We start from the raw sequence: 25,611 nt of genomic DNA, 5'->3' as shown, positions 1-25,611 counted from the left end.
AAGAAAGCCCAATTAAACTGAGCTTTCTTTGATTACACTCGGCAAATTACTCACCGCCCAGTGAGCATTCAAAGTTGGCTTTATCGACCGAGCAACGGGCTTTTTTCAACACCGACATCATTGCTGGATCATAAATGCCTCGTTTGGTCATATCCATCCGACCATCGCGCAGCATTTTTTGATATTTGGTTTTGTCTTCTGCTGTAAGATTCATTTTGTATTTTGCAGGAATGCCTGCTTCTAAACGACCAATCATTGCGATGCTTTTCGGTAGGTTTTTCACAAACCAATCTCGCGATTTTTGTCCAAAGCCTGCTGGAAATTGATCTGGGCGAATCACAAAGTCAGCTGTCACTTGTAGTACAGGGAAGTTAAACATGGCGCCATTCGTGCCTAAACCCTTATAAATCTCTAAAGGTTTATAAGCATAAGCCGGTGCGCCGACCATATCGACTTGACCATTATTAAACTTCGCCACAAAGTTAGACACATCGGAAATTACCGCTTGCGCACCGACGCGTTGTACCATGATTTTTTGGGCATCGTCATAACCCAAGACTGCAAACTTTTTACCTGCAGCTTTTTCAATGGAATTAATACTTTTATCGCGTACAAAAATAAAAGCTGAACCTAAAGGCGCAATCCCTGCCACTTCATATTTTTTACCGCTAAGATTGGTCACCATTTTGGCCGCATTACGCTGATCCAATGCAAAAGTAATCGCACGTTGTGCAATGGCATTGCTTGGCGCTCCGCCCAAAGCATCAATAGAACCAACAAACTTATTGTACTGGCGCGCACGCATAGCGGTCATAAACACGCCATCACACTTGCCTGCTTTAAAGTCGTTGTCGGCAACGGCTTCATCTTGGCGAGGGATTAAATTAATTTCAGCCCCCCAGCTTTTTGCTGCCAAAGCCCATTCTTGCGCCATTTGATAGGACTCACCGGATTTGCCAAGCAAGTCAAATACACAGATGTCCACTTTGGCCGCTTGTGCTGTCGACGCTACACCCAAAGCAGAAAAAGCAGCGAGTGCGAGGGTTAATTTTTTCATTCTTGTGTCCTTGTTCGTTTTGTTGTTTGACAGGTGTCCATACACATGCAAAATATTAAGCAAGTTAAAATTAAAAAAATAGAGCATTTACTCAGAAATCACTGTCAATTGGGCAAATTTTTTTCTTTTCTCTCATTTTTATTGTCAGATGATTTATAAAAGTATTTTAAATTCATTATATTAAAATAAAAAGTATGCATCATTCGTTTTACATGAATGATGCTTAATATTACAAAGAAATACAGATTTTCGCCTTATTCACCGCCCAATGAACATTCAAAATTGGTACGTTCAACCGTACAACGGGCTTTTTTCAACACGCGCATCATCCCTGAGTCGTAGACCCCTTGTTTGGTTAAATCAATGCGCCCTTCCCGTAGCAAACGCTGATATTTTTCTTTGTCTTCTTTGCTGAGTTGCATTTTGATTTTACTGGGAATAGTAGCTTCAAGTCGCTGGACCATAGCAAAGGATTGCGGAATTTTTTGCAAAAACCATTGCCGCGATTGCGCGCCAAATTGAGCAGGAAAACGCTCGGGTCTGACAATTAAATCCGCAGTGACATTGACCACGGGAAAGTTAAGCATAGCCCCTTTAGAGCCTAGACCTTTTTCAATTTCTAAGGGTTTATACGCATATGCAGGTGCAGCAACTACATCGACTTCGCCTGTATTAAACTTTTTTATAAAGTTGGAAATATCCGACATCACAGGTACAGCGCCCACTCGCTCTACCATCACCCGTTGGGCCCGGTCATAATGCAGGATGGCAAATTTTTTACCTTGTGCTTTTTCGATGGTATTTAGACTTCGGTCTTTTACAAAAATATAGGCTGAACCAATCAAGCCGATACCTGCCACTTCATAGTTTTCACCTTGTAATGTGGTGGTCATACGCTTGGTATTTCTAGGATCCAACACATATTCCACCGCCTTTTGTGCAATTTTATTGCTTGGCACTCCGCCTAAGGCATCAATCGAACCTGCGAACTTGTTATAGGTACGCGCGCGCATTGAGGTCATATACACCGCATCGCATTTATCATTTTGGAAGGCTTTATCGGCCAAGTCTTCGTCCTGAAACGAAATCAATTGTACCTGTGCACCCCATTTTTTACTGACCAAAGCCCATTCTTCTAAGAACTTATACGATTCCCCTGCTTTACCCAGTAGGTCAAAGACACACACCTGCTGCTTCGCTTGCACCATACTGGATAAAGTGCACAGTGCGAGTGTCGATAAAATAAAAAATCCTTTTCTTTTCATTATTATCCATTCATATTTTTTGTTTTACTGGGGAAATATATCTGTGTGCTATTCCTCAATATAGGTCAAAAAAGGTCAACTTTTAATTTTCCGACCAAAGGTTAAATGATTTCATCCTCCCCTGAAAAGCAGCTATTCAAGATTTCAGTTCAGATAAATTTTGAATGTTTAGTCTTTTGCTGACGCATCCATTAGAATAGGCGCACCTTTTTCTGATATTTGATAGTTCCATGATTCAGCTTGATCAAGTTTCATTGCGCCGTGGTGGACGAGTGTTATTTCAAAAAGCCTCCATGCAAATCCATCCGGGTTGGAAAGTTGGTCTCACCGGTGTCAATGGTGCTGGAAAATCAACCCTGTTTGCTGCGCTCTTAGGCTCAATCGGTCCTGATGATGGCACCCTAAGCCGCCCTGCTGTATGGACAGTGGCGCACATGGCGCAGGAAGTAAAAGCCTTAGATATGGCTGCAATTGATTTCGTTCTGACCGGTGATGAAGAATATTGGAACATTCAACAACAGCTCAACCATCCTGAACAGTTAACTGACACTGAACTAGCTGATTTACATGGCCGATTCGACGAAATTAACGGTTATTCCGCACCTGCTAAAGCCGCTCAGCTTATGGCGGGTTTGGGTTTTATGGAACATCAAAACCAACTCTTGGTTTCGAGTTTCTCTGGTGGATGGCGAATGCGTTTAAACTTAGCGCGTACTTTGATGAGCCGTTCGGATCTATTATTACTGGATGAACCGACCAACCACTTAGATCTCGATGCTATTTTATGGTTAGAAGATTGGTTAAATGCCTATACGGGCACCCTGATTTTAATTTCGCATGACCGCGATTTCTTAGATGCGATTACCAACCGTATTTTACATATCGAAAATCAAGAACTCACCCTCTATAGCGGTAACTATTCCACCTTTGAAACCACTCGTGCAGAACGTTTAGCACAACAACAACAAGCCTATGAAAAGCAGCTCGAAACACGGGCGCATATTCAAAAATATATTGATCGCTTTAAAGCCCAAGCCACTAAAGCGCGTCAGGCACAAAGCCGAATTAAACAACTGGAACGGATGCAGCTGCTTGCCCCCGCGCATGTCGACACCCCGTTTACCTTTAGCTTCCGTGAACCCACCAAAATGAGTTCACCACTGCTGACTTTAGAGCAGGCTGATATTGGTTATGGCGACAAACTGATTGCCACCAATATCAACATACAAATCACCCCGACGAGCCGAATTGGCTTATTGGGGATGAATGGTGCAGGTAAATCAACCTTAATCAAATCTTTGGTCGGCGATTTACCTTTATTAGCAGGACAACGCAAAGCCTCAGAGCTACTGAATATTGGCTATTTTGCACAGCATCAAATGGACTCACTGGATGAATCAGCCAGCCCAATGCTGCAATTGGCACGGATTGCGGATAAAAAAATCAGTGAAGCGACCTTACGTGCCTTTTTAGGCAGTTTCGGCTTTAGTGGCGAACGGATGGATACCCCTTGCGAGAGTTTCTCTGGTGGCGAACGTGCACGTTTGGCACTGGCTTTAATCGTATGGTTACGTCCCAATGTGTTGATTCTAGATGAACCGACCAACCATTTAGACTTAGATATGCGCCATGCCCTGACCATGGCTTTACAAGACTATGAAGGTGCAGTGGTCTTGGTTTCGCATGAACGCCAACTGATTGCCAGCGTATGTGATGACCTCATTTTAGTCCATGCTGGAAAATCGACCGAATTTGAAGGCGATCTTCACGATTATGCCAACTGGTTACGCCAAGCGCGCCTAGAAATGATTAAACAAGGTGGAATCGTAGCGCCGATCGTGTCTAAAGTCAGCACTCAAAAAACCATCGTTTCAAAGGTTGATAAAGAAGCGCAGCGTAAATTGGCCGCACAGCGCCGTGAACAAACGCGCCCGATTCGTAAAAACATCGAAAAATGTGAAAGTCTGCTGGCAAAACACCAGCCACGTTTACTCGACATTGAAAGCTTACTCGGTGATGCAGGCCTATATGACGCTACACGCAAAGATGAACTCATGAAACTGATGAATGAGCAAACCGAACTTAAAAACCAAGTCAGTGAAGCTGAGGAACAAATGCTAGAGCTGATGATGGAACTTGAAGAGCTCGAAAGCTCATTCGAAAACGAATAATATTTCCTCATATACCCTGCCCGCTCTGTTTATGCATGGCGGGCATTTTTATGTCTTAACGATTGTGATTGATTTACTTTGATGTAATACCAATCTATCTCCAAACGTGTCTTTTCAGTCTATACATATAAGCCAATAAGACATGCACCCACATAATCTGAACATTTTAAAATATAAGTAATTGAAATTAAAATTATTTCTTAATAAATAAAGCGATAAATTGATTGATTCTTATTGTTTAGATATTCTTAAAAAGCAAAAAATTAGATTGTTTAATTTAGCTTAATTAATTGAATATTCAACTATATACAGCCCTATTTCCATGCATTTCACAGCTTAAAGCCAAATACAACCTTCACAACAGACAGCGAATATCCATCATGTTCAGACATGCACCTTTCAACACAACAAGTTTTGAATTTAAAAAGAGGGAATAAATTTAAAAGATCCGATTTAAATTTAAAAAATAACGTATGGTTTTAAATTTAAAAACCACACTTGAAACAACTGTGGATAAAATTATACGTATTTTAGCAACTGATATAAAGTGCTATTTTTATTTATCCACAGGCTAATGTTGTTTATTTATTCAATTGTTTTAGGCAAATCCATCCTCTTTTTTGCGCTCTTTTTCCTTAATTTAATACGGCTCTTTGGGCCTTTAAAAAACGTAATTCTTGTATTTTCCATCCCTGATCGAAGACCCATGTTTCTTGGATTTGTTGGCGATTTTCAACCAAACCGATCAAGACCTGACAGCGTGTTTGGTCACGATCAAACTCAAATTCTTCAAATTCAACGTCGGGTTTTTGAGGTTTCCAAACGCCATTTTTCACAGCATGCGCGATCTTTTCATAGCGCGTATAGTTACTCTCTACACGATCAGCTTGTTCATAGACCACTTTAAAATGCTCATCTTCATATTGAGCTAAAACCTCATAATTACCTGTAAAAAAAGCATTCACCCAAATGTCGCGTACTTGTTCTAGTTGGTTATCCATCATAATGACCTCACATTTTGCACTGTGCAAAAGACTTGATACTCACATCATGACATCGCTATAAGTCAGTTTAATAACAGTGTGCACTGCTTATATTTTATTCAAAATCATAAAAAATGCTGTAAAAAAAAAGCACCCCGTAGGGTGCTTTTATGGCTTATTTTGTAAAGCGCTTAGGCATCAATATCCGCATTCAATGCATTTTCTTCAATGAATGCACGACGTGGTTCCACATCGTCACCCATCAAACAAGAGAACATACGATCGGCTTCAATCGCATCCTGAATGGTAACTTGCAACATGTTGCGGTTTTCAGGATCCATAGTGGTTTCCCAAAGCTGGTCCGCATTCATCTCACCCAAGCCTTTATAGCGCTGAATCATCATGCCACGACGTGAATCAGACAAAATATGCTGCCATACCTGATGGAAGTTGGTGACTGCAATCTTGCGATCACCTTTTTGTAGGTATGCGCCATCTTCCAACAACGTGAACCAACTCTTGGAGTTTTTCAACAAACGTGCATATTCACCAGAACCCAATAAGCCTGCATCTAATAAGTAGCTGTGCGGCAGATTGTGTACATAGATGGTGATACGAGGTAAGTAAGTCTCGATCTTTTGACCATCTGCCAGTTCTTTTTCAAACGTTTCTAAGCTTAACTCTGGGCGCAAGCTCGGTTGAATCTCTGCCACAGCACTGCGCACTTGTTCAGCCCACTGCTCAACATAAGCTCGGTCATGGTTTTGATCAAGCTTAAAGCCTTCAACCGAAATCAACGCATCTAAGACACTGGCAGGATAACGTACAGTTAAACGCTGTAAGCTCTTCTGAGACGTTTGATAATCCGCAATCACCTTCGCCAAAGCTTCACCACGGATCGCAGGTGCAGCATCGCTGATGTGCAATTCAAGCTCATCAATCGCGTTTGAAATTAAATAGGTTTCAAGCGCATCATTATCTTTCAGATACTGCTCTTGTTTGCCTTTTTTCAGCTTATACAGTGGTGGCTGAGCAATATAAATATAACCACGTTCCACTAACTCTGGCATTTGACGGAAGAAGAAGGTCAACAATAAGGTACGAATATGCGAACCATCCACGTCAGCATCGGTCATGATGATGATTTTGTGATAACGCAATTTGTCTGGATTGTACTCTTCACGACCAATACCACAACCCAATGCCGTGATCAGGGTGCCGACTTCTTGAGATGAAATCATCTTGTCAAAACGCGCACGTTCCACGTTTAGGATTTTACCTTTCAACGGTAAAATCGCTTGCATCTTACGGTTACGGCCTTGTTTAGCTGAACCGCCAGCAGAGTCACCCTCGACCAGATACAATTCAGATAATGCAGGGTCTTTTTCTTGGCAATCTGCGAGCTTACCTGGTAAGCCTGCAATATCCAACGCACTTTTACGGCGTGTCATTTCACGCGCTTTACGTGCCGCATCACGGGCACGAGCCGCATCAATGATTTTGCCTGCAATCGATTTTGCAGCTTGCGGGTTTTCAAGCAAATATTCAGAGAATGATTTGTTCATTGCCTGTTCAACCGCAGGTTTCACTTCACTTGAAACCAACTTTTCTTTGGTTTGTGAAGAGAATTTTGGATCAGGCACTTTCACTGAAACAATCGCGGTTAAACCTTCACGGGCATCATCACCAGAAACGGCTACTTTCTCTTTTTTGAGTAAGTTTTCGTTTTCCATGTAGCTGTTTAGACCACGCGTTAATGCCGCACGGAAACCCGCTAAATGCGTTCCACCATCTTTTTGTGGAATGTTGTTGGTAAAGCAACGTACATTTTCTTGATAGGTATCATTCCACTGCAACGCCACTTCTACACCAATGCCATTTTCAGCCTGTACGGTGAAATGGAAAATGTCGTTCAGATGGGTTTTGCCTTGGTTAATATATTTCACAAACTCAGACAGACCGCCTTCGTAGTCAAACACATGTTCTGCATGAATACGCTCGTCACGCAAAACAATGCGCACGCCCGCGTTTAAGAAAGACAATTCACGTAAACGACGTGCCAAAATATCGACATTGAAAATGGTTTGGCTAAAAGTTTCAGCACTTGGCCAAAAACGCACAGTTGTCCCTGTCATATCCGTATCTCCCACAACAGTCAGTGGGTAAACCGGATCACCGTGTTTATATTCTTGTTGATGAATATGACCTGCACGATGAATGGTCAATTCCAACTTACGTGACAAGGCATTCACTACAGATACGCCTACACCATGTAGACCACCTGAAACCTTATAGCTATTGTCATCAAACTTACCACCTGCGTGCAGAATGGTTAAAATCACTTCTGCGGCAGAAACCCCTTCTTCAGGGTGAATATCGGTCGGAATACCGCGCCCATTGTCCGATACACTTACAGATTCATCTTCGTGAATCGTCACCAAAATTTCATCACAGTGACCTGCAAGCGCCTCATCGATCGCATTATCCACCACCTCAAACACCATATGGTGTAAGCCTGAACCATCATCGGTATCACCAATATACATACCCGGACGTTTACGTACTGCGTCCAATCCACGTAATACTTTGATACTAGAGGAATCATAAGCTTTTTCTGTGGTTTGTTCCGTTTGAGAAGCAGCTTGTTGATCTTCTGAACTCATGGTTTCTCCCTAGCGAAAAATAGGTCTATCCCGTGATGGGTAAAATCTAAAATCATTGTGCGACAACTTGAACTTGACCGTTTTCAACACAGAATAATTGATAAGAAATAGATAAATCATGTAAGTGATTTTTGACTGATTCATACTCTAAAGTGGTAATAAAGACTTGACTACCCAGTTGGCTCAATCGCTCAATTAAACGTTGTTGTGCTGTTAAATCTAATTCTGCTGTCAGATCATCTAATAATACCACAGTTTCCTTATTACAAGCATGCAGCATTGCAATCTGTGACAGTTTTAAGGCTATGATTAACAGCTTTTTTTGTCCACGTGACAGTACGACATCGGCATCGCCAAGGCTTGTTTTTAAACGCAAATCTGCCTTGTGTGGACCATACTCGGTATAGCGCCGTTCAAGGTCTTTTTGATGATGACTTTGCAGGTCATTCAGTAATCCTAACTCGGTATGAAAGCCAGGGCTATATTCTAACTGAACCTCGATATCAGGCAGCAAGTGTTTTAAATCTTGCTCAAAAAAACCCTTCCACTGCTCCAAAATGCTGACGCGCTGTGAATGCAGCATTTCACCATAATCACTGAGCATTTTGTTCCACGGCTCCAAATCTGCCAGACTTAGATTCCGTCGTGTTTTTAGTAAACTATTACGCTGTTTTAATGCTCGTGAATAATATTGCCATGCATGATAAAACTCAGGTTCCACGTGGAACATCAGCCAATCTAATAGTTGCCGTCTAGGCTTGGCACCATGATCAATAATATCGGTACTTTGCGGATCAATCAGTTGCAAAGGAAGAATTTTAGCCAACTGACCTTGAGTGGCAATGTTGTCGCCATTGACCTTGATGAGCTGTTCACCAGACAACAGCTTTTGCATCCCTATTTTTTCAGAACTGGATTGGGCAAAGACAATCGCGTCTTGGGTATCAGTTTGAATATAGTGTTTCGGAATATGGGTGCGAAAGGAACGCCCTGTCGCCAGCAGATGAATGGCTTCTAAAATAGAGGTTTTACCTGAACCATTTTGTCCATAAAAAACATTAAACGGTTGCAATCCATGGAGAGCAACCGTTCTGAGATTTCGAACACGTTCGATGTTTAAACGCGTGATTTGCATGCCTGAACCTAGGGCTTAAACACGCATTGGCATGACCACATAGGTCTGATCTTGGTGGGCTGGGTCTTGCACCAGAACCGATTGATTTGCTTCGGTCATCGTCATTGACACATCATCACCATCCAATGCACCTAAAACTTCCAAGATGTATTGGGCATTAAAAGACATTTCCATTGGCGCATTATTGTATTGAATCGCCAAATCTTCTACGGCTTCGTCTTGCTCTGGGTTATTGGCACGTAGCTGCAAAGTGTCTGCGGCAAAGTTTAAGAACACACCACGTAGTTTTTCATTACTTAAAATCGAAACACGTTGTAAAGATTGCTTAAAGACATCATGTGCAATTAACACATTTTTATCCCCACCACGTGGAATCACACGGCGATAATCAGGGAACTTACCGTCAATCAGTTTTGTGGTGAAACGAACCGTTGTATCCCCTTGTTCTTTGTCACGACTGGCAATAGAAATGGTCACATTCAATAGTTCACGACCGATTAACAACGCCAATTGTTCATCTTCAATGCTCAATAAACGCTGTAGTTCACCCACCGCTTTACGTGGAACAATCGCTTGAATCAATTGAGTGGCATTTGAGCTAGCAACAGTTTCACACAGAGCTAAACGGTGGCCATCTGTGGTCACTGCACGCAGTTGATTATTATCAATTTCAAGCAAGGTTCCCGTGAGATAAAAACGCACATCCTGCACTGCCATAGCAAATGCAGTTTTTTCAAATAGGCGCTTTAATTCACGCTGTGTCACCGCAACTTGCGTGCCTTGCGTGTTCTCTGTGGTCAATAACGGGTAATCTTCAGCCGGTAAAGTCCCCAACACAAAACGACTATTACCAGACTTTAAAATACAACGTTGATCTTCAGTAATTTGTAAATCTATCAGTGCTGCAGTCGGTAAAGATTTGCAAATATCCATCAGCTTGCGCGCAGGAACAGTGGTTTCACCCGCTTGCAAACACGCCCCTTCGGCAAGAGTAGTGCTTGCAACCAATTCAACTTCTAGGTCTGAACCTGTAATCGTCAAAGACGCTTGGCTCACTTGCACTTTAACATTTGAAAGAATATTTAAAGTATGGCGACGTTCAACCGCTCCTACGACATGTGATAGAACATTAAGTAAGCTTTCTTTCGCGATTTTTAAACGCACGATACATTCCTCGAAAAACTGAAGATAAAATAATAAATAAATGTGTTTTTAGCAGTGTACTATGCGGCAGAACATGCCGCATTGCAAGAATAGAATTTGAGCAATTTTGCTTAACTTTGCAGCAAGCGTTGCAAGTTTTTATAGTCCTCATTGAAGATCGGATCTTCATCGCGCAGACTTAAAACTTTTTCACAAGCATGCATGACGGTACTGTGATCTCGACCGCCAAAGGCCATACCAATTTCAGGGAAACTGTCTCCGGTTAGCTCCCGTGCCAAGCCCATTGCCAATTGGCGGGGACGAGCATAAATACGGGTCCGTTTAGGCCCAACCAACTCTTTGAGTGGGATTCTAAAGTACTCACTCACCACACGTTGAATATTTTCAGTACTGATGGTTCGTGCACGAATGGCTAAGACATCTTTTAAAGACTCACGTACAACATCCAAATCAATAGCTGTGCCCTTAAAGCGTGAAATGGCCACCACTTTATTCAGCGCACCTTCCAATTCACGTACGTTTGCAACCACTTGTTGCGCAATAAATAACGCACAGTTTCGTGGTAATTCCACATCATTGCTTTCTGCTTTTTTCAGCAAAATTTCAATACGGGTTTCAATATCTGGTGGCTCAACCCCAACCGACAACCCCCAAGAAAACCGTGAAACCAAACGTGGATCTAATTCCGTTAATTCTTTTGGATAACGATCGGAGGTCAGAATAATTTGCTTAGATTCATCTAAGAGTGCGTTAAAAGTATAAAAAAACTCAACTAAACTTGCCTCTTTACCCGCCAGCAAATGAATATCATCGACCAACAATAGATCTAAAGATCGGCAATTTTTTTTAAATTCTTCCACTTTGCCTTGTTGTAAAGAACTAACGAAGTCTTGAACAAAGCTTTCTGCCGTCATATACATGACACGTGCATTCGGTTTGGCTTGCAACAAAGCATTACCCACTGCTTGCATTAAGTGTGTTTTACCTAAACCAGTCGGGCCATATAAAAATAAGGGATTGTGCTGAGAGGCACCTAACTGGGTTAAAACCTTACGACACGTTTCAGCAGCCATTTGGTTTGAACGACCTTCCACAAAAAGTGAGAAGGAAAATAAAGGATTTAACTGCCGTTTACGGCTGTTTTTAGAATTCCCTTCTTCTTTTTCTTTTTTCGGACGCACAACGGGTGCTGGAGCAGACTCTAAAGCTGCAGTCGTGGTTGCAGGTTGCTCACTCGCAGATAAAATTGCACCTGGGCGTGAGTCGACTAAAATTTCAACTTTACGTACACGCCCTTCAGAGAGCTGCTCCACTAAAATTGTAATCAGCTCTAGGTGATGTTCTTGAATGTAACGTGTCCAATAGGGATTCGGAGCATAAAGACGTAGTGTGTCATTTAACTCTTCTGCAACTAAAGGGCGTATCCACATTGTAAAGACATTCCCAGAGAGCTCTTGTCGCAAGCGAGTTAAGCAGTCCGTCCAAAGCATGTGAAACCCCTATTCATTCCATCGATAATTAATAAAAACACTATGTACCCACCGAAGCGGGTCGCCATTCTAACCAAGTTATCCACATCTGTCATGGAAAATTCTGCAGATATTGCTCAAAAAGCCTGCTTATGAAAATAAATTTAAATTCAAACACTGGTGTGGATAAGTTTATCCGCAAACTGTGGATAGAATATAGCACAAAGTTATCCACAAACTATTAATTTTATAAAAACAGCCTTATCCACACCATACTTTATTGTTTTATAATTAAAAAAGTGTCATTTCCACAGAAAAAGACCTCCCTAATAGTAATAAATTTAAATTTATAAATTTGAATTTATTTATAAGAGACCTGTTTTCTGGGGATAACTGGAGATCCAAAATGAATTTAAATTTAAAAACATGTACAGCAAGTGAATTTAAAGACTTGTGGATAATTGTGTGGGTAATCTTGTTGGTAACTTATATCACTTTAATAAACAATAATCTAGGTTGTGTATAAGAAAAAAGTGCAGTTGTTTAAATGTTATCGAGAAAAGAGCAAGCTCAAGCTGCTGTTACAAATAAAAAGGCTTAATTTCACAAGAAAATCGGTTTTCCATTGACAGCTCAAGCAATGAACACTAAACTCGCGAACCTTCATTGAATGATCATTTTTGGAGTTTCGATATGAAACGTACATTCCAACCATCTGAATTAAAGCGTAAGCGCGTTCATGGTTTCCGTGCTCGTATGGCTACTAAAGCTGGTCGCCAAGTATTAGCTCGTCGTCGTGCAAAAGGTCGTCACAGCTTAACTGTTTAATCAATAGTTAACGCTTAAACGATTTTGGGTGTTATGACTACACTTTATGGCTTCAGCACAGAGGTTCGTATTCGCTGTGCTGCCGATTATAAGAGTGTCTTCGATGGTGCGCTTTTTAAAGTGCATCAGCCCCATTTCTTATTTCTAGCAAAACTGACCGAACAACCTCAAAGTCGTTTGGGTATTGTTGTTGCTAAAAAGAAAGTGCGTCGTGCACACGAAAGAAATAGAGTAAAACGTTTGGCTCGCGAAAGTTTTCGCTTGCATCAACAGCAATTAACTTTAGATATTGTGGTTATGCCTAAAATGGGGATAGAAGCAGTGCCTAATGCAGAGTTGCACCAGCAATTACAATTTGCTTGGCAAAAATTACAACGTCTTGCCAAAAAGCATCAAAAAATAGCTCCCTCCCTGCAAAAGTAGAGATGGCCAATGGTCCGGTTACTGCATTGGTTAATTCGATTTTATCAAATTGCGATTAGTCCTTTACTTGGACCGCGTTGTCGTTATATCCCTACATGTTCTCAATATTCATTGGAAGCAGTCCATACACATGGTGCTGTGCGTGGTGTGTGGTTGGCTACTAAACGTATTTGCCGTTGTCATCCTTGGGGTGGATCGGGGTATGACCCTGTTCCAAACAAAAGGATTCGTTTTATCTCTTTTCAGCAAATAGATTCTCAAAAGCATCTGGTTGCTGTACCCTTTCGTGATTGTTTCTTGAACCAAAATCACTCTAACCACTTGGGGTAATCGATATGCAACAATGGGCCAGGTTTGCCATTCTCGGGGCCATGTTTGTTGTCGCTTATTTGCTCATTTTGGCTTGGCAAAAAGATTATGGACATGCTGAGACTCAGCCACAGCCACAACAGGCTGCAGCAGTTTCACATGAAGTATCTGCAGATTTGCCAAATGCTCAAACGGCTTCAGCAGCGTCTGATATGCCACAAGCAAATATCGCGACTCAGCAACCAGTTACAGAATCAAAAGCATCTGTAAATCAACAGCTTATTTCAGTACAAACTGACCTTTATCATCTTTGGATTAATCCTAAAGGTGGTGATATTGTTCGTATTGAATTGTTAAACCATGACAAGAGCAAAGACAGTAACGAAGCATTTGTCATGCTTGAAAGTGATGCAAAACGTACTTATGTGGCGCAGTCTGGTTTAATTGGTCTTAATGGTCCAGACAGTAACCGTAGCGGTCGCCCAATGTATGAGATTGAAAAATCTGCTTATACATTGAATGATGCCAAAGCGGTTCAAACCGAAGATGGAAAAAGCATCAAAGTGTTAACCGTACCGATGGTACTGAAAACAGCTGATGGTGTGGAAATCATTAAAACCTTTACCTTTAAGCAAGGTGAATATCCTGTTGTTGTGAACCATAAAGTGGTGAACCGCAGTGGTCAAAACTGGCAGGGTCAAATGTTTGGTCAACTCAAACGTGACAACTCTGATGATCCAGGCAAATCGGATCAAGGTATTTTCACGCTGGGCACTTTCTTAGGTGGTGCTTGGGGTTCGCCTGAAGAACATTATAACAAGCTTAAATTTGCTAACTTCAATGAAGAAAAATTGAATGTTGAGGCGAAAGGCGGCTGGGTTGCTATGGTTCAGCACTACTTTGTGAGTGCTTGGATTCCTGGTGACTTAAAATTGACGCAAGCCAATGGTCAACCTTATGTCGCGAAATTAGAGTCGCGTAAGTCAACGGATGATATGAATATCATTGGTTTTACTTCGCCGACGATTACTGTGCCTGCTGGTACAGTGGCTGAGATTGACGCGACCTTCTATTCAGGTCCTAAAGTTCAATCTGAGTTAAAAGAGCTTGCAACAGGGTTAAACCAAACTGTTGATTATGGTTGGTTATGGCCAATTGCGAAATTATTGTTCTTGGGTCTTGAGTTCTTCCACGGTTTAGTGGGTAACTGGGGCTGGGCAATTATTTTGTTAACGGTCTTGGTGAAATTGATTCTTTGGCCATTGTCGTCTAAGAGCTATCGCTCAATGGCGAAAATGCGTGTCATTGCACCTGAAATGCAGCGTATGAAAGAAGAGTTCGGTGAAGACCGTATGCGCTTCTCTCAAGAAATGATGGCTCTATATAAACGTGAACAAGTCAATCCGCTTGCGGGTTGTTTGCCATTGTTATTACAAATGCCAATTTTCCTTGCGTTGTACTGGGTGTTGATGGAGTCTGTTGAGCTTCGTCATGCGCCATGGTTACTTTGGATTCAAGATTTGTCGGCGATGGATCCGTGGTTTATTTTACCGCTGTTAATGGGCGCAACGATGTTCATTCAGCAGTCTTTAAATCCACAACCGGCTGATCCAATGCAAGCGAAAGTTTTCAAAATCATGCCGATTGTTTTCACAGTCTTTATGTTGTTCTTCCCTGCGGGTCTCGTGTTGTACTGGATTGTCAACAACAGTATCACGATTATTCAGCAGACCTTGATCAACAAATCTGTTGAAAAAGACCGCTTGAATAAGGAAAGCGCGTCGAGTTAATCGAGGCAACTTTTCGCGAAAAGCTGAATAAATCCGCTTAAGATGGTAATCTTAGGCGGATTTTTCATTGTGTGACTTTTAAGATTTTTTAGGTGAATGTTATGTACAACCGAACCACGATTGCTGCCATTGCAACACCACCTGGGCGTGGTGGTGTGGGGGTCATTCGCCTATCTGGTCCCAAGTCATATGAGATTGCACAGGCCTTGACCCAAAAAGACTTACCGAAAGCGCGTTTTGCTGGTTTTCGCCAGTTTTATGATGCGTCTGGCGAAGTGATGGATGAGGGCTTAGCGATTTGTTTCCCGAACCCGAACTCGTTTACTGGTGAAGATGTGGTTGAGTTGCAAGGTCATGGGGGCCCTGTCATTCAAAATGCTTTACTGGGGCGTTTGTTGGAGCTTGGTGCGATTGCAGCAAAAGCCGGTGAGTTTTCCATGCGTGCTTTTGAAAATGGCAAACTGGATTTGGTACAGGCTGAAGCGATCGCCGACTTGATTGATGCGACGTCTCAAGCGGCTGCACGTTCTGCGGTACGTTCATTACAAGGCGCATTTTCAACTAAAGTGAATCGTGTGTTGGAGCAATTGATTCATCTACGTTTGCATGTGGAAGCTGCGATTGATTTTCCTGAAGAAGAAATTGATTTTCTTGCGGACGGGAAAATTTTAAATCTTTTAGATGGTGTTACGTCTGCTGTGAATCAAGTGCAACAATCGGCTCGTCAAGGACAGTTGCTGCGTGAAGGTTTACAAGTGGTGATTGCAGGGAAACCGAATGCTGGTAAGTCATCACTGCTCAATGCATTAGCGGGCATTGAACGCGCCATTGTGACGGATATTGCAGGTACGACGCGAGATGTCTTACATGAAAAAATTATCCTGAATGGTTTACCCATTACCTTAACCGATACTGCGGGTTTACGTGAAACCGGCGATATTGTAGAAAAAGAAGGGATTCGTCGTGCCATTAAAGAAATTGAGCAAGCCGACCTGTTACTTTTAGTCTATGACTTAAGCCAAGGCGAAGACCCACTCCAACTGGCGCAAGAATATTTTGCTGAGCATATTGAACCGAAACGTTTAATGCTGATTGGCAATAAGTGTGATTTGATGGAAACGACATCGCATATCGAAGACTTTAACGGCTTCCGTCATATTATGGTTTCGGCAAAGCAAGAAACTGGCGTTCAAGCGCTCATAGAAGCGATTACAGCGCATGCAGGCTTCCAGCCTGAAGAAGATACCTTTATTGCGCGTACACGCCATTTAGACGCAATGAAACGCACTCAGCTTTACCTTGCTGAAGCGCGTGAACAATTGGTGGTGTATAACGCAGGTGAGTTGGTCGCAGAGTCGCTACGTTTGGCGCAAAATGCTCTCGGCGAAATTACAGGGGACTTTAGTGCGGATGATTTGCTTGGGAAAATTTTTGGATCGTTCTGTATTGGAAAGTAATCTCATTTTTTGGTATTGTTCAATAAGTTCTAATAGATTCTAGTAATTAAATAAATAGCATTAAGTTTTAGTAACTTAGTGCTTTTTTATCATCTGTTATTTATTCAATAGTGTTCAATGTATTCATACAGTGCTATGATTTTTTTAGTCACTAATAAGTCACAATCTTAAAAAGTGACTATATTTTTCCATATGGTGACTAAGTTATGGCGCAAGCAGAAAAGATACTTTTTTCTACTGATAGAGAAATTAAAAATCTCAAGGCTGGTGAAAAGAGATATACAGCTAAAGATGCAGTAGCGAATGGCTTGTTCTTAGATATAACAACGACTGGCGCTAAATCATGGTGGTATCGTTATTCACTGCATGGCAAACAAGAAAGATTGGTTATAGGTCGCTATCCCGATCTATCACTTAAAGAGGCTAGACAGGTTCGGGATGAATCAGCGTCATTAGTGGCAAAAGGTATTTCACCAAAACAAAATAAAAATAAAGTCACCAGTGTTTTATTCAGTGACTACGGCGAACGCTATTTAAATGAAGTAATCAAAAAAGAGCGTAAGAATCCATACAACATGATTCTGTGTTTGAACAATGATATTTATCCAATGATTGGGCATATCGCCTTAGATCAAATTACAGTTGATGATGTACGTCGTGTGATATGGCGCAAGAAAGATCAAGGCTATGATGCTTCTGCAAATCAAGTTAGAGGCTTGTTAAAGCGTATGTTTGATTACGCCATGACATTAGGGCTTGTGCTCTACAACGTCGTTCAAGCAATCCCATCACGGCATATTTATAAAGCAGTACCTAGAAATAGATATTTAAGTACCAGTGAAATCCGTACTTACTACACTACCCTTTTGAACTCACGTATTTATCGCCCACGTAAATTAGGTCTATTGCTGTCATTGCTTACATTAGTGCGTAAATCAGAGCTATTGAGGGCTAAGTGGGAGCATATCGACTTTGAACAACGGATATGGTTGATTCCTGAAACAAAGGCAGACAGTGCGACAGGTCATAGCCGTGAAATGGTTGTTTATATGTCTGACCAAGTCATAGAGATATTTAAGGAATTAAAGACCATTGCAGGCGATGAGCCTTATGTGTTTGTTGGTCGTAAGAGTGGCACACATATCAGACATAACGCTTTTAACACGGCGCAGAAGTCTGCATTGGCATTAACGGATATACCAAACTTCACCGTGCATGATTTACGCCGCACTGCGAGTACACATCTCAATGAACAAGGTTTTAATAGTGATGCAATTGAGGCTTGTTTAAACCACACCATGAAAGGTGTTAGGGGTGTTTATAACAAAGCGAAGTATGAGAAAGAGCGCATAGAGATGATGCAGAAATGGAGTGATTATATTTTTAGCGTGATTTATGAACAAAACTTGATCTTTTTTAATGAGGCTAAGAGTAATGAGGCTGTGTGATTTGTAAATAATTGTAATGCCGAAACGGCTAATAGTGACTGTTGGTGACTGCTAGTGACAGTTGAATATCGTTAAATGCAATTAAAAGCAGTTCAAAGAGTAGTAAATTGATGATGCAGCCCGACAAGATTTAACGCACTTGTTAGGGAAAGAGGTAGCCATTTAAGCATAACTCTTATAAAGTAATTATAGAAATCAACTAGGAATAATACGTTCTAATTGATTCAATAAAGAAAAAGAGCCAAGCAATTCGACCTACTTGACCCTTTTTTTGGAACTGGTGGCTTTAGGAATATTCGACCTTTCCTATTGCCAATTGTTTTTAAACCTTTGTCTACCACGACACAAAACTAAGAGAACTTAGGAATGTAAAAACAGCTTAAAAACAAGTTTTATCGGAACTCCGATACAGGTAAGCGGACTTACCCTATAGGTAAAACTATAGTTAACCTTTGACGCAAAGTAAACACTTTGTATAGTCTGAGAAGCATTCATTGTTAGTCAATGAACGTATTGAATAGTGACTAAAAGCTATATCTATCTGATAAGACTTGGTTTAAAACCCTAAAACATTTCTATTTTTCTTTTTGTGTCTAGGCATTTCCATTACTGGAGAATGTTTAGATGACTACATCTAAAAATCAACAAAACGAAAATCAACGTCTAATCCGCCGTAAAGAAGTACAAGCCAAAACAGGGCTTGGGGCTTCATCTATCTATGCCATGATGAAATCAGGTGAATTTCCACAATGCTTGAATCTTTCTGAGCGCCGTGTGGCATGGATTGAATCTGATATTGATAAATGGATTGCTGAACGTGTAGCGAATCACAGAGCCACCAATGCAACTTTGGAGGCTTAATCCATGACTAAAACCCAAATCAAAGCCATTGCCCTAAATGCCAGTCGGCAACTAAACGCCGTGGCAAAGGATGTCTATAACCGTGATTTAGTGACTACGATTAATCATGACCAGTTAAAAGAAACCTCAGCCACTTTAAATGACCTATACGGCGTATTAGATACCAATTATCAGTGCAGTATGAAAGCTGGCATTGATGAATCAATGGAGTATGCAGAGCTTGTTAAAAAGCGCATTGATGCCCTTGCCGAGTACATCCGACCTACACGCCTAAAAGCAGTCCATATTTCACCTAAGCAGATCGTGCAAATGTTGGATACAGAACAACAGGCAATGCACCACCTCTCAACCCTACTCGATGACATCACTATAGGGGGCAAGGCATGAATACAAATCATCAAACCCAAATCTTAAACCACCTCAAACAAGGTAAGACCCTTTCACAGGCAGAGGCGATTCACCATTTTGATTGTTTCCGCCTCAGTGCCGTTGTAGAGCGCCTACGCAAGCAAGGTTACGACATCGTGACCCATCAAGAGCCAAACCTGAATAACAAAGGCACACATGCACGTTATGAGCTTAGAGAGGTGCAAGCATGAACCCATCTATTTTTAATTTTAATGAACACGGCGTTCGAGTTGTCCTAGTTAATAATCAAGAACCGTGGTTTTGTTTAACTGATGTATGTAAGGTTTTAGACATTTCAAGATCATCGGATTTATTACAGATTCAAAGGGGGGACGTTAAAAACGAAACCCCTAAGCGAAATGGCGCATTAGATCCAAAGGGTGTGGCGGATTACCACACCCCTACAAATGGCGGTATTCAAAAACTCAAATTTATTAATGAGCCGAATTTATATCGAGTTATCTTCCGATCTAATAAAAAGGAAGCCCTCAACTTCCAAAACTGGGTATTTGCAGAGGTACTGCCGACTATTCGCAAGACAGGCTCATATTCAGCAAGACAAACCGCTTTTGATGAATTAAACCGCCTTTGTATGCAAGAAAAAGTATCCAAGGAAAAAGGCACATTTCACAGTCTTGGTATGCACCGCCGTAAACATGAAAAGCATTTAAACGCCGTGCGTATCGAAACATGCAAGGCCAATTTACAACTTGCTTTTGATGGGGGTACACAATGAATAATCATGTAAACCCTGAGTTTTTCAAAGCCTTTGATCATTACAAAAACATGGTTAAACAGTACGGGGATGACCACCCCATCACTGAGCAGGCACTCACGCTCACATTGCATTACACGCCTGAACACGTCAAAGAGGAAATGAACCAAAAGGCTAAGGAATTAAGCCTATTGCCACCAGTAAGCGGATACACCGATGAGGGTGAACCCATGTACAGCCTTGAGGATATTGCCAAGCATTTCGGCATGAGTGTTGAAGATGCAGAGCAACAGTTATTGCAGATGATGGATAACCGTCAACAGGTCGGATTATCGAATGACGGTGTTTTGATTAATCCAAACATCCATATCAACCGTGTGCAATGAGGGCTAGATCATGAACCAATTAACAGCACCAGTATTAACCATGTCTAGCCGTGATATTGCAGAACTGACAGGGAAAGAGCATTTCAATGTCAAGCGTGATTGCTTGGTTATGTTTGATGAATTGGAATTAGATGCACTCAAATTTGAGGGTATCTATTTAGACGCTCAACTTGAGCCACTAAATTTTGAGGGTATCGTAAATTCTACGACACCTAACCTAAACCCTATGGGGTATGCCCAAAACTGGACACACCTCAAAATGTTTGGAGGTGTTTAGCATGAAAGGATTAATCACTTCCCAATATGATGGCCAAGAACTTAGTTTTAATGAGCAAGGTTGGTTTAATGCAACTCAAGCATCGAATCGCTTTAATAAAAAACCGAATGACTGGCTACGTCTGCCTGATACACATCGTTATATTGATGCCCTCATTAAAAGAGAGAATCAAAAAAGTGATACGAGATTATCCCGCATCACTGACTTTGTGAAAACCAAGAAAGGCAATTCAAAATTATTTACGCAAGGTACATGGCTTCACCCTAAATTAGCCGTGCGCTTTGCCCAATGGTTAGATATTGATTTTGCTATTTGGTGTGATGAGCAAATTGATAACTTACTACGTGGCAATCATCCAATATTTGATAAACGCCGTTTACGTCATCAAGCAGCAGCCACCTATAAAGCTGTATCAGCAGTCTTAAAGCTTTCACGTGAGCAAATAGGCAAAGAAACAAGACCCCATCACTACATGAATGAAGCACGTTTGATTAATTGGGCAATCACAGGTCAATTTACTGGCTTAGACCGTGACAGCCTTTCATATGATGAATTGGACTTATTGGCGGAGCTGGAAGCTCAGGACTTAATTCTTATCGGCTCTCAATGTACCTATGACCAGCGCAAAACAGCATTAAATTTATTTGCTCAAAACTTTAAAGCAAATCGCCTTTCGTCCCTCCAATCAAACGTATTGGAGGCATAGACGTATGAAAAACCTCTCAATAAACCTCCTAAAACTATGTTTAGTCTGGGCAATAACTGTTTTTCTTGTTGCAAGCTGTTCTAAACCGACTTATGCTAACAGCGTTCACCCACATGGTGAATTAGCTTTGGTCGGCTATCAATCTCTAGCGCACATACCGCGCCTTAATGCGGTTTTTTTGTGCGTACTCTCTACGCGTTCGCGTTTTATGGTGAAGCTGGAGGGGGACGCGTTCGCGCGTGCTGGTGACCTAGAGAGCCAGTCGACCAACCCCTTTCAGCTTTGCCACCTTAATTACTTGGTCGTAATTGGCAAGGCTTCTATTGATTCTCTAGGAGCGCATTAATCATGCCTAATATCCATCAAATTACACGCCAACGCATTCAATCTGCCGACTTTGCACATAAGCCAAGCCTAGGCAAACGCATCTCTTTAATGCTTAAAAAAGTATGGGGAGTGTGATTATGTCTAATTCAAATAACGCTCAAAACACATCTAAGAACTATGATGCTGGCGATATGGCAGACGTGCATTTACTTGCTAAACAGCATTTATCATGGGTAAGTGCCTTAGTAAGTACAGTCATTAGAAACAATAAAACAGATAAAACTTTTCACAATAAAGAGCTTTTAGAAGTTGCTCAATATCTTTCTGAATCGTTTGCCAATGACCATGATTTACAGTGTGAAGGCTATCAAGCTGAATGGGATGCAAATAAAAAGGCGGTGATACTATGAATATCACCACCTCCATCAAACCCGATTCAATTTTAGCAAATTGCACGGTATTTAATCCATCGGATGATGCATATATCAATCATCCCATCATTGAACGTTTTGGCCATCCATCACAGCCGATCTATGTTGACCAGTGCAATGTCGATATTAACGGCATGAGCTATGACAATCCTTTAATTCTGCCTATCTATGATGGGCAATTAAATCTTGTGCAATGTGCCGTATTACAGGATGGCCAACGTGTACAGGTCATGCCTGATGGACTGGCCAAAGGCTTTGCTGTGTTGGGTGAGTTACACCAGGATAAACCTGTCATCATCACCTATAACCTAGAGGCATTCTTTAAGATTGCTCAGACTGGCTACGCCGTGGCATTGGTGGTATTGCCAAGCCTATGTGATGCTCAACATACCGAGTTTAAGCCCTTTGATTTTGAGCAAATGACTTTCGTTATTCAGCAATTATCTAAGGCAGGTTATACCAAGCTCTATATGCCAGTACGCCCTGAACATATCCAGCTCGAAGGATTTCAAAAGCTGGAACAGGACACGGCGCTTCGCTTGCTGAATCAACATATCGTGATTGATGAGCAAGGCATTAAAACCGATTACCTGATTGAGCTGTACAAAGATGATGATCTAGAGAATGTGGCCATCTTTATTGATGAATCTATCAAGCTTTTATCGCCCCCTGGTCAATGGGGTGAATTATTGCCATTGGCTCAACCTGAAACGTCCGTAAATAGCACTTATCCAATCCATGCATTACCATCACTGGCAAGGGATGCCGTTATTGCTATTGCTGAGCATGTACAAGCGCCAATCGGCATGACAGCCCAATGCGTCATAGGTGCTATGTCACATATCGCTCAAGCCCACGTAAATGCACCGCACCCATTTAACCCTCAAGGTGAGCCATGTAGTTTATATCTACTCACTGAGGGGCAAAGCGGAAGCCGTAAAAGCACCAGTCGCAATATGGCAGATAAAGCCATTATTCAGCATGAGCGTAAACAATATGAGTTATACCGCCGTGACCTTGAACAATGGAAAAGCGGTCAAGCAGGGTTAAATAAAAAGGATAAGGAGGCATACGGTGCAGAGAATCCCCCACCACATGACCCTAGCACCCTATACAGTGACATCACTTTAGAATCTATTGCAGGGCTATATGTGGATGGCATATTAAATAATGCATCCATTGCCAGTGATGAGGCGGGTCAATTCTTTGGTGGCTATACCATGAAAGGAGATACACGTACCCAAGCCATAGGAGGCTATGCCAAGCTGTTTGATGATGGTTTTGTGGAGCGCACCCGGTCTAAATCTAATTTAAACGGTAGTGGCCGTGCTTATGATGTTCGACTGACCTTTAACTTACAGGGACAACATGAGGTTTTATCGGATGCTTTGAAAGACCCAGTGTTAAGGGGGCAAGGCTTTTTACCACGCTTCATTTTAACCATCCCTGAAAACTTGGCAGGTACACGCCTACAAGATGCCATCTACCGATCTAAAAACGCCAATCATGACCATAGGCTTATTGCTTATTGGACACGGTGCGAATACTTGCTCGATGACTGTCCTAGACCACAAGGAGGGCAAGAACTTTACAATGGGCGCTATGTCATTCCTATGAATGATGAAGCAAGGGAAATAGATGCATCGTTCTACAACATGTTTGAGGAATTGCAGGGCAAAGGTAAGCGTTATGAGTACCTACAGGCGTTTGCCAGTCGTGCCAGTCAATTAGCACGGCGTTTGGCGACTGTATTCGCTTATTTTGAGGGCTTACAGTGGATTGATGCCAAAACCCTAACAGGGGCTTGTGAAGTCGTTAAGCACTCACTGAATGAATGGGCGTTGTATGCAGATATTGAGGTCAAGACGGAAAGTGATGCTGAGCGTCTGATTAAGTGGCTTGTCCGTAAGTGTGGGGGACAGAAAACAGATCGTATCTTGTATTCAAATGTTCAAACCTCATGCCCTAGACCTATGTCAAAAAATACTAAGGTTCTGGAGGTAGTTATGCAGCAGCTTGAGGATTCTAACTATATCAAGATCGAATCTATTTCTAAGAAGCGGTTTGTTTTAATAAATCCTATTTTGCTGTAAACAGCGTCTAAGTGTCTAAATCAAGCTGTAAGCCATACGGCATAAGGGCTTCAACTTAGCAGACAGTGCAATTAACTACTGTCTATGCGTCTAAATGGAATGTGTTTTTTATAACTGTTTAGACACGTAGACAATGCTTTTTTAACTGTCTGCCAAACTAGAAGTATTGATATATAAGGCTTACAGGTCAACTTAGACATTTAGACAAAGATTCTAAGAAAATATATAAATTTGATAGGTAAAAGATGCCAAACGTAAATAAAGTCACTGTCATGGGTGTGCTGGGCCGTGACCCTGAAACTAAACAATTTCCCAACGGTGGCAGCGTTACCACTTTCAGCGTAGCAACTTCTGAGTTTTGGAAAGACAAGACCACTGGAGAGCGTAAAGAGGCTACAGAGTGGCATAGAATCACCACCAACGGACGTTTAGCGGATGTTGCCAGTAAGTACCTCAAGAAAGGCAGTAAGGCATATATTGAGGGTTCATTGCGTACTAGGAAGTGGAAAGACCAGAGCAGTAATGAAAAAGAAGTAACGGAAATTAGAGCTAATGTGTTGCAGTTGCTTTGATGTTTTATTTCTCCATTTGATACTCTAAATAATGTAATGTTTTAATTCTTATATTTAAATTTTTAGGTAATTAAATGGGTCACTCTTGGATATTTAAAACAGAAACAGGAAAGCTAGGCTTGGTTATAAAGTCTGAGGATATTATTAAATATTATATAAAAAATGGGTTTAACTCCATAAGTGGTCAATGGGAGTGGAGCGACTGGGTTGATAGAGTTAGCAAAGGTTACGCCCAAGGAGATACCAAGCAACTTAATATAGAATCTATTTCCTACTACTTTGCATTCGAAAGTTGTGCGGAAAAAGCTATAGAATTATATGAAGTGAAATATCCTGGACACTACTATCCAAGAATAGCTAGAGAGAATATTGATTTTAATTATATTTCTAATGAGTTTCAGCAAGATATTAGAGCATATAGAAATATACAAAATGCTTTAGATGAACTATTTAATTATATAGAACCCTCTGTCATTAATTTTTCATCTTTTGGTCACAAAATTAGAGAACTCTTAATCCTCGCATGCACAGAAGTTGAATATTTATTAGATCTCCTGCGAAAGTCATTATTGCAAGTTTATCCGGTTTACGAGTGCAGCAATTAAGTTAATGCGTAAGCCGAATCTTTTCCGTCTATTTCGATAGCGTTCACTTAATATTCTAAATGTTTTCA

At 41.4% G+C, this 25,611-nt stretch carries 24 protein-coding genes and 2 pseudogenes; 18 read left to right on the top strand and 8 right to left on the bottom strand.

Annotated features, from left to right (window positions below; all coding sequences use genetic code 11):
* Nucleotides 1–46: 46 nt before the first annotated feature.
* Together MF4642_RS13405 and MF4642_RS13400 are read right to left on the bottom strand one after the other, a co-directional pair.
* Nucleotides 47–1,057, bottom strand: a complete 1,011-nt coding sequence (locus tag MF4642_RS13405; RefSeq protein ID WP_078426538.1) for a putative solute-binding protein — start codon at nt 1,055–1,057, stop codon at nt 47–49.
* Nucleotides 1,058–1,311: 254 nt separating this feature from the next.
* The gene (locus MF4642_RS13400; RefSeq protein WP_162841316.1) at nt 1,312–2,322 is read right to left on the bottom strand and encodes a putative solute-binding protein; all 1,011 of its coding nucleotides are present in this window, start codon (nt 2,320–2,322) and stop codon (nt 1,312–1,314) included.
* A 230-nt stretch (nt 2,323–2,552) separates the two neighbouring features.
* Here MF4642_RS13400 and MF4642_RS13395 point away from each other — a divergent pair, with 230 nt between their 5' ends.
* The gene (locus tag MF4642_RS13395; RefSeq protein WP_078426537.1) at nt 2,553–4,493 is read left to right on the top strand and encodes an ATP-binding cassette domain-containing protein; all 1,941 of its coding nucleotides are present in this window, start codon (nt 2,553–2,555) and stop codon (nt 4,491–4,493) included.
* 635 nt (nt 4,494–5,128) lie between these two features.
* On the opposite strand, the gene MF4642_RS13390 is transcribed toward MF4642_RS13395, so the two are convergent.
* The 5 genes from MF4642_RS13390 to dnaA form a co-directional block, all read right to left on the bottom strand.
* Entirely contained in the window at nt 5,129–5,497 is a 369-nt protein-coding gene (locus tag MF4642_RS13390) for a hypothetical protein (protein WP_004977712.1), read from the bottom strand.
* Between the two features lie 170 nt (nt 5,498–5,667).
* A complete protein-coding gene (gene gyrB / locus MF4642_RS13385) occupies nt 5,668–8,139 on the bottom strand; it encodes a DNA topoisomerase (ATP-hydrolyzing) subunit B (RefSeq protein WP_078426536.1) in 2,472 nt (823 codons plus the stop codon).
* A 52-nt stretch (nt 8,140–8,191) separates the two neighbouring features.
* Nucleotides 8,192–9,274: a DNA replication/repair protein RecF gene (gene recF, locus MF4642_RS13380; RefSeq protein WP_078426535.1), complete on the bottom strand. Its 1,083-nt coding sequence runs from the start codon at nt 9,272–9,274 to the stop codon at nt 8,192–8,194.
* A 15-nt stretch (nt 9,275–9,289) separates the two neighbouring features.
* Complete coding sequence (dnaN, locus tag MF4642_RS13375; RefSeq protein ID WP_004977721.1) at nt 9,290–10,438, bottom strand: DNA polymerase III subunit beta; 1,149 nt, start codon at nt 10,436–10,438, stop codon at nt 9,290–9,292.
* A gap of 110 nt (nt 10,439–10,548) precedes the next feature.
* Nucleotides 10,549–11,928: a chromosomal replication initiator protein DnaA gene (gene dnaA, locus MF4642_RS13370; protein ID WP_004697428.1), complete on the bottom strand. Its 1,380-nt coding sequence runs from the start codon at nt 11,926–11,928 to the stop codon at nt 10,549–10,551.
* A gap of 672 nt (nt 11,929–12,600) precedes the next feature.
* On the opposite strand from dnaA, the gene rpmH reads away from it, so the two are divergent.
* The 17 genes and pseudogenes from rpmH to MF4642_RS13280 all read left to right on the top strand — a co-directional run bounded on the left by rpmH (nt 12,601) and on the right by MF4642_RS13280 (nt 25,543).
* On the top strand, nt 12,601–12,735 hold the full coding sequence (rpmH, locus tag MF4642_RS13365) for a 50S ribosomal protein L34 (protein ID WP_000831329.1): 135 nt from the start codon (nt 12,601–12,603) through the stop codon (nt 12,733–12,735).
* A gap of 33 nt (nt 12,736–12,768) precedes the next feature.
* Complete coding sequence (gene rnpA, locus MF4642_RS13360; protein ID WP_004697431.1) at nt 12,769–13,158, top strand: ribonuclease P protein component; 390 nt, start codon at nt 12,769–12,771, stop codon at nt 13,156–13,158.
* Between the two features lie 9 nt (nt 13,159–13,167).
* Nucleotides 13,168–13,488 (top strand): membrane protein insertion efficiency factor YidD, encoded by a 321-nt coding sequence (yidD, locus tag MF4642_RS13355; protein WP_004977726.1) that lies wholly within the window; start codon nt 13,168–13,170, stop codon nt 13,486–13,488.
* A gap of 5 nt (nt 13,489–13,493) precedes the next feature.
* On the top strand, nt 13,494–15,257 hold the full coding sequence (yidC, locus tag MF4642_RS13350; protein WP_078426534.1) for a membrane protein insertase YidC: 1,764 nt from the start codon (nt 13,494–13,496) through the stop codon (nt 15,255–15,257).
* A 101-nt stretch (nt 15,258–15,358) separates the two neighbouring features.
* Nucleotides 15,359–16,714 carry a tRNA uridine-5-carboxymethylaminomethyl(34) synthesis GTPase MnmE gene (gene mnmE / locus MF4642_RS13345; protein ID WP_078426533.1) on the top strand — a complete coding sequence of 452 codons (1,356 nt, stop codon included), beginning with the start codon at nt 15,359–15,361 and terminating at the stop codon, nt 16,712–16,714.
* A 206-nt stretch (nt 16,715–16,920) separates the two neighbouring features.
* Nucleotides 16,921–18,162, top strand: coding sequence for a tyrosine-type recombinase/integrase (locus tag MF4642_RS13340; protein ID WP_078426532.1), 1,242 nt, complete (start codon nt 16,921–16,923; stop codon nt 18,160–18,162).
* A 624-nt stretch (nt 18,163–18,786) separates the two neighbouring features.
* Nucleotides 18,787–19,023, top strand: coding sequence for a helix-turn-helix transcriptional regulator (locus MF4642_RS13335; RefSeq protein ID WP_004672250.1), 237 nt, complete (start codon nt 18,787–18,789; stop codon nt 19,021–19,023).
* A 3-nt stretch (nt 19,024–19,026) separates the two neighbouring features.
* Nucleotides 19,027–19,410 (top strand): hypothetical protein, encoded by a 384-nt coding sequence (locus tag MF4642_RS13330; protein WP_078426531.1) that lies wholly within the window; start codon nt 19,027–19,029, stop codon nt 19,408–19,410.
* Entirely contained in the window at nt 19,407–19,622 is a 216-nt protein-coding gene (locus tag MF4642_RS13325; protein ID WP_078426530.1) for a helix-turn-helix domain-containing protein, read from the top strand. Before MF4642_RS13330 ends, MF4642_RS13325 begins: the two co-directional genes overlap by 4 nt.
* Nucleotides 19,619–20,167 (top strand): Bro-N domain-containing protein, encoded by a 549-nt coding sequence (locus MF4642_RS13320; protein WP_078426529.1) that lies wholly within the window; start codon nt 19,619–19,621, stop codon nt 20,165–20,167. The genes MF4642_RS13325 and MF4642_RS13320 overlap by 4 nt, the downstream gene beginning before the upstream one ends.
* The gene (locus MF4642_RS13315) at nt 20,164–20,532 is read left to right on the top strand and encodes a hypothetical protein (protein WP_078426528.1); all 369 of its coding nucleotides are present in this window, start codon (nt 20,164–20,166) and stop codon (nt 20,530–20,532) included. Before MF4642_RS13320 ends, MF4642_RS13315 begins: the two co-directional genes overlap by 4 nt.
* Before the next feature lie 10 nt (nt 20,533–20,542).
* Nucleotides 20,543–20,809 (top strand): hypothetical protein, encoded by a 267-nt coding sequence (locus MF4642_RS13310; protein ID WP_078426527.1) that lies wholly within the window; start codon nt 20,543–20,545, stop codon nt 20,807–20,809.
* A gap of 1 nt (nt 20,810) precedes the next feature.
* A complete protein-coding gene (locus MF4642_RS13305; RefSeq protein WP_078426526.1) occupies nt 20,811–21,515 on the top strand; it encodes a KilA-N domain-containing protein in 705 nt (234 codons plus the stop codon).
* 464 nt (nt 21,516–21,979) lie between these two features.
* Nucleotides 21,980–22,252: a hypothetical protein gene (locus tag MF4642_RS13295; RefSeq protein WP_078426524.1), complete on the top strand. Its 273-nt coding sequence runs from the start codon at nt 21,980–21,982 to the stop codon at nt 22,250–22,252.
* Nucleotides 22,249–24,366, top strand: a complete 2,118-nt coding sequence (locus tag MF4642_RS13290) for a DUF3987 domain-containing protein (protein ID WP_078426523.1) — start codon at nt 22,249–22,251, stop codon at nt 24,364–24,366. Before MF4642_RS13295 ends, MF4642_RS13290 begins: the two co-directional genes overlap by 4 nt.
* 245 nt (nt 24,367–24,611) lie before the next feature.
* A pseudogene (gene ssb, locus MF4642_RS13285) lies at nt 24,612–24,935 on the top strand (single-stranded DNA-binding protein); the annotation flags it as partial.
* Nucleotides 24,936–25,012: 77 nt separating this feature from the next.
* Nucleotides 25,013–25,543 (top strand): hypothetical protein, encoded by a 531-nt coding sequence (locus MF4642_RS13280; protein ID WP_078426521.1) that lies wholly within the window; start codon nt 25,013–25,015, stop codon nt 25,541–25,543.
* Here MF4642_RS13280 and MF4642_RS16725 read toward each other — a convergent pair.
* Nucleotides 25,505–25,611 (bottom strand): annotated as a pseudogene (locus MF4642_RS16725) (IS5/IS1182 family transposase); the annotation flags it as partial. The gene MF4642_RS13280 and the pseudogene MF4642_RS16725 sit on opposite strands and share 39 nt — an antisense overlap.

Origin of the sequence: Acinetobacter sp. MF4642 (assembly GCF_002018925.1) — a bacterium.
Classification (GTDB): domain Bacteria; phylum Pseudomonadota; class Gammaproteobacteria; order Pseudomonadales; family Moraxellaceae; genus Acinetobacter; species Acinetobacter johnsonii.
Note: the sequence above shows the minus strand (reverse complement) of the source record. Positions and strands in the feature narration are given on the sequence as shown.

Bases quoted from the DNA above. Each gene is read 5' to 3' on its own strand.
- MF4642_RS13405 (WP_078426538.1), bottom strand. From the start codon at position 1,057: ATGAAAAAATTAACCCTCGCACTCGCTGCTTTTTCTGCTTTGGGTGTA.
- MF4642_RS13400 (WP_162841316.1), bottom strand. From the start codon at position 2,322: ATGAAAAGAAAAGGATTTTTTATTTTATCGACACTCGCACTGTGCACT.
- MF4642_RS13395 (WP_078426537.1), top strand. From the start codon at position 2,553: ATGATTCAGCTTGATCAAGTTTCATTGCGCCGTGGTGGACGAGTGTTA.
- MF4642_RS13390 (WP_004977712.1), bottom strand. From the start codon at position 5,497: ATGATGGATAACCAACTAGAACAAGTACGCGACATTTGGGTGAATGCT.
- gyrB (WP_078426536.1), bottom strand. From the start codon at position 8,139: ATGAGTTCAGAAGATCAACAAGCTGCTTCTCAAACGGAACAAACCACA.
- recF (WP_078426535.1), bottom strand. From the start codon at position 9,274: ATGCAAATCACGCGTTTAAACATCGAACGTGTTCGAAATCTCAGAACG.
- dnaA (WP_004697428.1), bottom strand. From the start codon at position 11,928: ATGCTTTGGACGGACTGCTTAACTCGCTTGCGACAAGAGCTCTCTGGG.
- rpmH (WP_000831329.1), top strand. From the start codon at position 12,601: ATGAAACGTACATTCCAACCATCTGAATTAAAGCGTAAGCGCGTTCAT.
- rnpA (WP_004697431.1), top strand. From the start codon at position 12,769: ATGACTACACTTTATGGCTTCAGCACAGAGGTTCGTATTCGCTGTGCT.
- yidD (WP_004977726.1), top strand. From the start codon at position 13,168: ATGGTCCGGTTACTGCATTGGTTAATTCGATTTTATCAAATTGCGATT.
- yidC (WP_078426534.1), top strand. From the start codon at position 13,494: ATGCAACAATGGGCCAGGTTTGCCATTCTCGGGGCCATGTTTGTTGTC.
- mnmE (WP_078426533.1), top strand. From the start codon at position 15,359: ATGTACAACCGAACCACGATTGCTGCCATTGCAACACCACCTGGGCGT.
- MF4642_RS13340 (WP_078426532.1), top strand. From the start codon at position 16,921: ATGGCGCAAGCAGAAAAGATACTTTTTTCTACTGATAGAGAAATTAAA.
- MF4642_RS13335 (WP_004672250.1), top strand. From the start codon at position 18,787: ATGACTACATCTAAAAATCAACAAAACGAAAATCAACGTCTAATCCGC.
- MF4642_RS13330 (WP_078426531.1), top strand. From the start codon at position 19,027: ATGACTAAAACCCAAATCAAAGCCATTGCCCTAAATGCCAGTCGGCAA.
- MF4642_RS13325 (WP_078426530.1), top strand. From the start codon at position 19,407: ATGAATACAAATCATCAAACCCAAATCTTAAACCACCTCAAACAAGGT.
- MF4642_RS13320 (WP_078426529.1), top strand. From the start codon at position 19,619: ATGAACCCATCTATTTTTAATTTTAATGAACACGGCGTTCGAGTTGTC.
- MF4642_RS13315 (WP_078426528.1), top strand. From the start codon at position 20,164: ATGAATAATCATGTAAACCCTGAGTTTTTCAAAGCCTTTGATCATTAC.
- MF4642_RS13310 (WP_078426527.1), top strand. From the start codon at position 20,543: ATGAACCAATTAACAGCACCAGTATTAACCATGTCTAGCCGTGATATT.
- MF4642_RS13305 (WP_078426526.1), top strand. From the start codon at position 20,811: ATGAAAGGATTAATCACTTCCCAATATGATGGCCAAGAACTTAGTTTT.
- MF4642_RS13295 (WP_078426524.1), top strand. From the start codon at position 21,980: ATGTCTAATTCAAATAACGCTCAAAACACATCTAAGAACTATGATGCT.
- MF4642_RS13290 (WP_078426523.1), top strand. From the start codon at position 22,249: ATGAATATCACCACCTCCATCAAACCCGATTCAATTTTAGCAAATTGC.
- MF4642_RS13280 (WP_078426521.1), top strand. From the start codon at position 25,013: ATGGGTCACTCTTGGATATTTAAAACAGAAACAGGAAAGCTAGGCTTG.